Annotated in this window: 8 protein-coding genes; 5 read left to right on the forward strand and 3 right to left on the reverse strand. The window is 68.5% G+C overall.

The window, feature by feature from the left end; genetic code table 11:
- Positions 1-58 precede the first annotated feature (58 nt).
- Genes ACREB7_RS20150 through ACREB7_RS20160 form a run of 3 tightly spaced genes read right to left on the reverse strand, consistent with a single transcriptional unit; the run spans position 59 to position 1,686 of the window.
- A complete protein-coding gene (locus ACREB7_RS20150) occupies positions 59-619 on the reverse strand; it encodes a hypothetical protein (RefSeq protein WP_431594042.1) in 561 nt (186 codons plus the stop codon).
- Positions 620-655: 36 nt separating this feature from the next.
- Positions 656-985 (reverse strand): hypothetical protein, encoded by a 330-nt coding sequence (locus tag ACREB7_RS20155; protein ID WP_431594043.1) that lies wholly within the window; start codon positions 983-985, stop codon positions 656-658.
- Between the two features lie 56 nt (positions 986-1,041).
- Positions 1,042-1,686 (reverse strand): GGDEF domain-containing protein, encoded by a 645-nt coding sequence (locus ACREB7_RS20160; protein ID WP_431594044.1) that lies wholly within the window; start codon positions 1,684-1,686, stop codon positions 1,042-1,044.
- Between the two features lie 188 nt (positions 1,687-1,874).
- Here ACREB7_RS20160 and purE point away from each other — a divergent pair, with 188 nt between their 5' ends.
- The 5 genes from purE to ACREB7_RS20185 are packed head-to-tail and all read left to right on the forward strand — an operon-like array spanning position 1,875 to position 6,060.
- Positions 1,875-2,372: a 5-(carboxyamino)imidazole ribonucleotide mutase gene (purE, locus tag ACREB7_RS20165; RefSeq protein WP_431594045.1), complete on the forward strand. Its 498-nt coding sequence runs from the start codon at positions 1,875-1,877 to the stop codon at positions 2,370-2,372.
- A gap of 4 nt (positions 2,373-2,376) precedes the next feature.
- Positions 2,377-3,450, forward strand: coding sequence for a 5-(carboxyamino)imidazole ribonucleotide synthase (locus tag ACREB7_RS20170; RefSeq protein ID WP_431594046.1), 1,074 nt, complete (start codon positions 2,377-2,379; stop codon positions 3,448-3,450).
- Positions 3,447-3,941 carry a dihydrofolate reductase gene (locus ACREB7_RS20175; protein WP_431594047.1) on the forward strand — a complete coding sequence of 165 codons (495 nt, stop codon included), beginning with the start codon at positions 3,447-3,449 and terminating at the stop codon, positions 3,939-3,941. The genes ACREB7_RS20170 and ACREB7_RS20175 overlap by 4 nt, the downstream gene beginning before the upstream one ends.
- The gene (locus ACREB7_RS20180; RefSeq protein ID WP_431594048.1) at positions 3,941-5,134 is read left to right on the forward strand and encodes a dipeptidase; all 1,194 of its coding nucleotides are present in this window, start codon (positions 3,941-3,943) and stop codon (positions 5,132-5,134) included. The genes ACREB7_RS20175 and ACREB7_RS20180 overlap by 1 nt, the downstream gene beginning before the upstream one ends.
- Positions 5,131-6,060: a bifunctional riboflavin kinase/FAD synthetase gene (locus ACREB7_RS20185; RefSeq protein WP_431594049.1), complete on the forward strand. Its 930-nt coding sequence runs from the start codon at positions 5,131-5,133 to the stop codon at positions 6,058-6,060. Before ACREB7_RS20180 ends, ACREB7_RS20185 begins: the two co-directional genes overlap by 4 nt.
- Positions 6,061-6,090 lie beyond the last annotated feature (30 nt).

Raw genomic sequence — 6,090 nt, forward strand, 5'->3', positions numbered from 1 at the left:
CCCTTCGACAGGCTCAGGGCTACGGTGAGGGAATGATCCCGTCCGAACAGGACAGGCTCTAGTGGCCGAGCATTCCGAAAGCGGTCATCGCGCTGCGCACCCCCCAGATCGTCAGGATGAGCGTCGCCGCCCAGCGCACGACCTTCGCACCCGTCCGGTCGGCGAGCGCGGGGCCAAAGGCCAGGAAGGGCAGCATCGCGATCGTCCATCCGGCGAGCCCGCCCGCGGCGGCCCAATGCCCCGCGCCGCTCGTCGCGGCGAGCGCGCCGATCAGGAAATGGCTACGGTCGCCGAACTGGACCAGCAGCATCCGGACGGCGAGCAACGGCAAGGGCGCCGCCAACGCGCGATCGTCGGCCAGCGTCAGCCGCCCGCGCCAGGCCAGCGCGACCGCCGCCGACAGCAAGGCAAAGGCGACGAGCAGCGCGATGATGCCCTGCCCGATCATCCGGTTGGCGATCGCCCCGGCAATCGCCGCGATGGTGGCGTTGATGACAAAGGCCCCGACCGCGATGGCGAATACGACCCGCCGGTCGTCGCGCGCGCCGAGCAGGCGCGACAGGAAGCTCCCCGTCCGCCCATCGGCATTGGCGAGCGCCACCGCGACAAGCGCCAACATGATCGCATCCATGAAAATTCGGTCCCGGTTTGGCGATCAGTGACCCAGCCGCATCGCGACCGAGGCCAGCCAGGCCTCCTGCGCCGCCGGCGCCATCGGCCCGCGCGGCGCGCTCGCGGCGTCGCTCATCGCATCGAGATAGGTCAGGATCGCGGCGCGATAGCCGCCCGCCGCCACCGCCGATTCCAGCCGGCTCGCCAGCGTTTCAACTGCGGCAAAGCCATTGTCGCGCGCGAGGCAGCGAATATCGTCGATCCCCTGCACGATCTGGGTCAGCGCGCAATGCGGCAGCGCTTCGGCCAGCGCCCCGATCTGCCCGGTGATGCGGTTCTGGATATCATGGTTCGGGTCATGGTGATGCAACATCTGACGTCCCCTGGTCCTTCAGGGGTCCACGATGCGCGCATTTGGTTAACAGGCGGTTAGCGATGCCCGGCGGGGCCATCCTGCCCCTGCTTGCAGCGGTACATGTCGCGGTCGGCCGCCGCGAGAATGTCCGATTCGGTCATGTCGGGCTGGAGCATCGCGATGCCGAAGCACGCCGACAGCGCGATCTCGCGCCCGTCATAAAGCGCGGGGCTTGCCGTCAGAATGTCGCACAGCCGGGTGACCTGCGCGCGCGCGCCGGCCTCGGTCGACTGGTCGAGGATCAGCCCGAACTCGTCGCCGCCGATGCGCGCCGCGACATCGGTCGCGCGGATCGAGGACAGCAGGCGGTCGGCGATCTGGATCAGCGCGAAGTCGCCGGCGGCATGGCCGAAGCTGTCGTTGATGAACTTGAGCTGGTTGACGTCGGCGAACACCACGGCGGCGCTTTCGGCGTGACGCTCGAAGCGCGCGATGCGCTGGTGGATCGCGGTCAGGAAATAGCGGCGGTTGAACAGCGGCGTCAGCGTGTCGCGCTCCGACACCCGCTCGAGTTCGGCGACCGCGATCTTCAGCACGCGATTCTCGCGGCGCAACGCATCGCGTTCGCGCCGCACGTCGCGCAGTTGGTCTTCGATGGAGTCGACGGGTACGGCGGTCAGATGATCGACCGCGATCCGTGCCCCCCCAATATTGTCCATCCCGAACGTCCCCGAAGCGAACCCGCGCCGCCGGCCCGATGCCGACGGTCTGTGATAGCGGGCGATCCTAGAAGCGACTTGATACCAATCGGTAAACGCTGGGCGATTTGATGACATTGCCCGCATCATTTCGACCCGCTAGGGGGAGGAGCGCGGCGGTGACTCGCCGCAGGCAGGGAGGCCAAGACATGGGCGACAGCGCGCCGCAAGTGGGCGTCATCATGGGCAGCCAGTCGGACTGGCCGACGATGGCGCACGCCGTCCAGATTCTCGAAACCTTCGGCATCGCGCACGAGGTCCAGATCGTCTCGGCCCACCGCACCCCCGATCGCCTTGTTTCCTATGCCAAAAGCGCCGCGACACGCGGCCTCAAGGCGATCATCGCCGGCGCCGGCGGCGCGGCGCACCTGCCCGGCATGGTCGCGTCGATGACGCGCGTTCCCGTGCTCGGCGTGCCGGTCCAGTCGGCGGCGCTCAACGGCGTCGACAGCCTCTATTCGATCGTCCAGATGCCCGGCGGCATTCCGGTGGCGACCTTCGCGATCGGCAAGGCGGGGGCGACCAACGCCGGCCTCTTCGCCGCCGCGCTGCTCGCGAACGACGACGCGGACCTTGCCGCGAAGCTCGACGCCTGGCGTGCAAATCAGACCGAGAGCGTCGCCCCCACCCCCGTGCGCGAGGGCTGACCCCTTGCTGCCACCCGGTTCGACGATCGGCATCCTCGGCGGCGGCCAGCTTGGCCGAATGCTCGCGGTCGCCGCCGCGCAGCTCGGCTACAAGGTCCATATCTACGCGCCCGACGCCGAAAGCGTCGCCGCCGAAGTCACCGCGCACCACAGCCAGGCGGCATGGGACGACGAACCGCGCCTCGCCGCCTTCGCCGCCGCCTGCGACGCGGTCACCTTCGAATTCGAAAATGTCCCCGTCGACACCGTGCGCTTCCTGTCGGGGCATGTCGCGGTGCGCCCCGGCGCCGAAGGGCTCGAGATCGCGCAGGACCGGCTGGCCGAAAAGCAGTTCGTCGCAGAACTGGGCGGATGCCCCGCGCCCTTCGCCGCGGTCCCCGACCGGGCCGCGCTCGACGCCGCGCTGGCACGGATCGGCGCGCCCGCGATCCTCAAGACCGTGCGCATGGGCTATGACGGCAAGGGCCAAGCACGCCTTTCCACCCCCGCCGACGCCGACGCAGCCTGGGAGGCGATCGGCCGCCATGCGGCGGTGCTCGAAGGTTTCGTCGATTTCGCTCACGAATTTTCCGTAATTCTGGTGCGCGGCATCGACGGCGAAATCCGGTTCTGGGATTCGACCGTCAACGTCCATGAAGCCGGCATCCTCGCCACCGCCAGCCTGCCGCCGCCGCAACAGGTCCGCGACCAGCAGGACGAAGCCCGCGCGATGATGGCGACCATCGCGGCCGATCTCGATTATGTCGGCGTGCTCACCGGCGAATTTTTCGCCACCGACAATGGCCCGGTCTTCAACGAGATGGCGCCGCGCGTCCACAACAGCGGCCACTGGACGATCGAGGGCGCGGTGACGAGCCAGTTCGAGAACCATATCCGCGCCATCGCCGGCCTGCCGCTCGGCAGCACCGCGACGCGCGCGCTGCCGGTCGTGATGCGCAATTTGATCGGCGCCGACATCGCGCAGATTCCCGCACTGCTCGCCGACGACCATTGCCACGTCCATCATTATAGCAAGACCGAGGTGCGCGACGGCCGCAAGCTCGGTCACGCCACCTGGGCCGGAACCTCTCCCGCATGAACCACCCCGAAATCACCCTGGTCATCGCGCGCGCGGCGAATGGCGTCATCGGCGCCGGCGGCAAGATGCCCTGGCACCTGCCCGCCGATCTGCGCCGCTTCAAACAGCTCACCATGGGCCGCCCGATGATCATGGGGCGTAAGACTTTCGACAGCCTGCCCGCGATCCTCGAAGGCCGCCGCCATATCGTGCTCACCCGCGACCCCGACTGGCAGGAAGAAGGCGCCGAGCGCGCCGCGAGCATCGAGGAGGCGCTGCGCCTCGCCAATGCGCCGCATGTGATGGTGATCGGCGGCGCCGAAATCCATGCGATGTTCCTGCCGCTGGCCGACCGCATCGAGCTCACCGAAATCGCGCTCGAACCGGACGGCGACGCGAGCATCCCCTATCCCGACCCCGCCGACTGGCACGAAACGGCGCGCGAGGATCATCCCGCCGACGACGCCGGGCGTCCCGCCTACCGCTTCGTCACCCTGGCGAGGAAAGGCTGATGCGCCGCTGGCTCATCGGCCTCCTGCTGATCGTCGCGCTCGCCGCGCTCGCCTTTTTCACCCTCGCCCCCGGTATCATCGAGCGCGGGCTCAACCAGGTCGACGGTAAGCCGCTGCCCCAGGTCAGCGCGCGCGCCAAGGCGCTGCACGCGACGCTCACCATCGTCGACCTCCACAGCGACAGCCTGATGTGGAAGCGCGACTTCCTCGACCGCGCGACACGCGGCCATATGGACCTGCCGAGGCTGCAGGACGGCCATGTCGCGCTGCAGGTCCTCGCGAGCACGACCAAGTCGCCAAAAGGCCAGAACTATGATTCGAACGGCGCCGACAGCGACAATATCACCGGGCTCGTCATCGCGCAGCTCCAGCCGGTGCGGACGTGGAACTCGCTGCTCGAACGCTCCTTGTGGCACGCGGCCAAGCTGCACCGCGCCGCCGACGCATCGGACGGCAAGCTGCGCAGCGTCGCGACCGCCGACGATCTCGCCGCGCTGCTCGCTGCGCGGCAGGGCAAGCCGCTCACCACCGGCGCGATGCTCAGCGTCGAGGGGCTGCACAATCTGGGCGGCGATATCGCCAATCTCGACACGCTCTACGCCGCCGGCTTCCGCATGGCGGGGCTCACCCATTTCTTCGACAACGACCTTGCGGGATCGATGCACGGGCTGAAAAAGGGCGGGCTCACCCCGTTCGGGCGGCAGGTCGTCACCGCGATGGAAGCCAAGGGCATGATCGTCGACGTCGCGCATTGCAGCAAGGCGTGCGTCGCCGACATCCTCAAAATGGCGCGGCGTCCCGTGGTCTCCAGCCATGGCGGGGTGCAGGCGACGTGCCGGGTCAACCGCAACCTCGACGACGCGCAGATCCGGGGCGTCGCCGCGACCGGCGGGCTGATCGGCATCGGCTATTGGGACGCCGCCGTCTGCGACACCTCGCCCGCGAGCATCGCCAAGGCGATGAAGCATGTCCGCGACCTCGTCGGCATCCAATATGTCGCGCTCGGCAGCGACTATGACGGCGCGACGACGGTGCGCTTCGACACCGCTAGCCTCGTGCAGGTGACGCAGGCGCTGATCGACGCCGGCTTCACCGACGACGAGATTCGCGCCGCGATGGGCGGCAATGCGATCCGCGTACTCGGCGCGGGGCTGGTCCCGCTGACCCCGCCCCCTTCCGTATCGGCGCCATGATCCGCCTCGACGGCCACGCCCGCATCGAAGCGCCGTTGCGCGACGGCGTGATCGCGCTCGGCAATTTCGATGGCTTCCACGGCGGCCACCAGGCCGTGGTCGGCCGCGCGGTGCACCATGCGCGCGACGAGGGACGCCCCGCGATCGTCGCGACCTTCGATCCGCATCCGGTGCGCTTCTTCAAACCCGACGCCGCGCCCTTCCGCCTCACCACGCTCGACCAAAGGCAGGAGCTGTTCGCCGACGCCGGCGCCGACGCGATGCTCGTCCTGCCCTTCGACGCCGCGCTCGCGGGGACGAGCGCCGAGGATTTCATCAGCGGGCTTCTCCTCGATCGCTTTGGCGCCAGGGGCGTCGTCACCGGCGCCGACTTCGTCTTCGGCAAGGGTCGCGGCGGCAATGTCGTCGCCCTCGCCGACCACGCCCGCCGCCTCGGCTTCTTCACCGAAATGGTCTCGCCGGTCGACGACGCTGACGAGGTCATCTCGTCGAGCCGCATCCGCGACGCGCTGCAGGCGGGCGATTGCGCCACTGCCGCGCGCCTGCTCACCCGCCCCTTCACGGTGCGCGGCATCGTCCAGCACGGCGACAAGAACGGCCGGCTGCTGGGCTTCCCGACCGCCAATATCGACATGGGCAATTATCTGCGCCCGCGCTACGGCATCTATGCGGTCACCGGCCGGCTTCCCGACGGGCGCGTGCTGAAGGGCGCCGCCAACCTCGGCATCCGCCCGAGCTTCGATCCGCCGAAGGAATTGCTCGAACCGCATTTCTTCGACTTTGCCGAAGATATTTACGGGCAGGAGATCAACGTCGCCTTCCACGCCTTCCTCCGCCCCGAGGCGAAGTTCGACGGCATGGACGCGCTGATGGCGCAGATCGCGGCGGACTGTGAGGACGCGCGAGAGCTATTGGCTAGGATCTAATATCATCGTCACCCCGGACTTGATTCGGGG

It is taken from the genome of Sphingopyxis sp. (assembly GCF_050725615.1).
Taxonomy (GTDB): Bacteria; Pseudomonadota; Alphaproteobacteria; order Sphingomonadales; family Sphingomonadaceae; genus Sphingopyxis.

Excerpts from the sequence above, each read along its gene's own strand:
- ACREB7_RS20160 (WP_431594044.1), bottom strand. The coding sequence starts at position 1,686 with ATGGACAATATTGGGGGGGCACGGATCGCGGTCGATCATCTGACCGCC.
- ACREB7_RS20150 (WP_431594042.1), bottom strand. The coding sequence starts at position 619 with ATGTTGGCGCTTGTCGCGGTGGCGCTCGCCAATGCCGATGGGCGGACG.
- ACREB7_RS20180 (WP_431594048.1), top strand. The coding sequence starts at position 3,941 with ATGCGCCGCTGGCTCATCGGCCTCCTGCTGATCGTCGCGCTCGCCGCG.
- ACREB7_RS20175 (WP_431594047.1), top strand. The coding sequence starts at position 3,447 with ATGAACCACCCCGAAATCACCCTGGTCATCGCGCGCGCGGCGAATGGC.
- ACREB7_RS20185 (WP_431594049.1), top strand. The coding sequence starts at position 5,131 with ATGATCCGCCTCGACGGCCACGCCCGCATCGAAGCGCCGTTGCGCGAC.
- ACREB7_RS20155 (WP_431594043.1), bottom strand. The coding sequence starts at position 985 with ATGTTGCATCACCATGACCCGAACCATGATATCCAGAACCGCATCACC.
- purE (WP_431594045.1), top strand. The coding sequence starts at position 1,875 with ATGGGCGACAGCGCGCCGCAAGTGGGCGTCATCATGGGCAGCCAGTCG.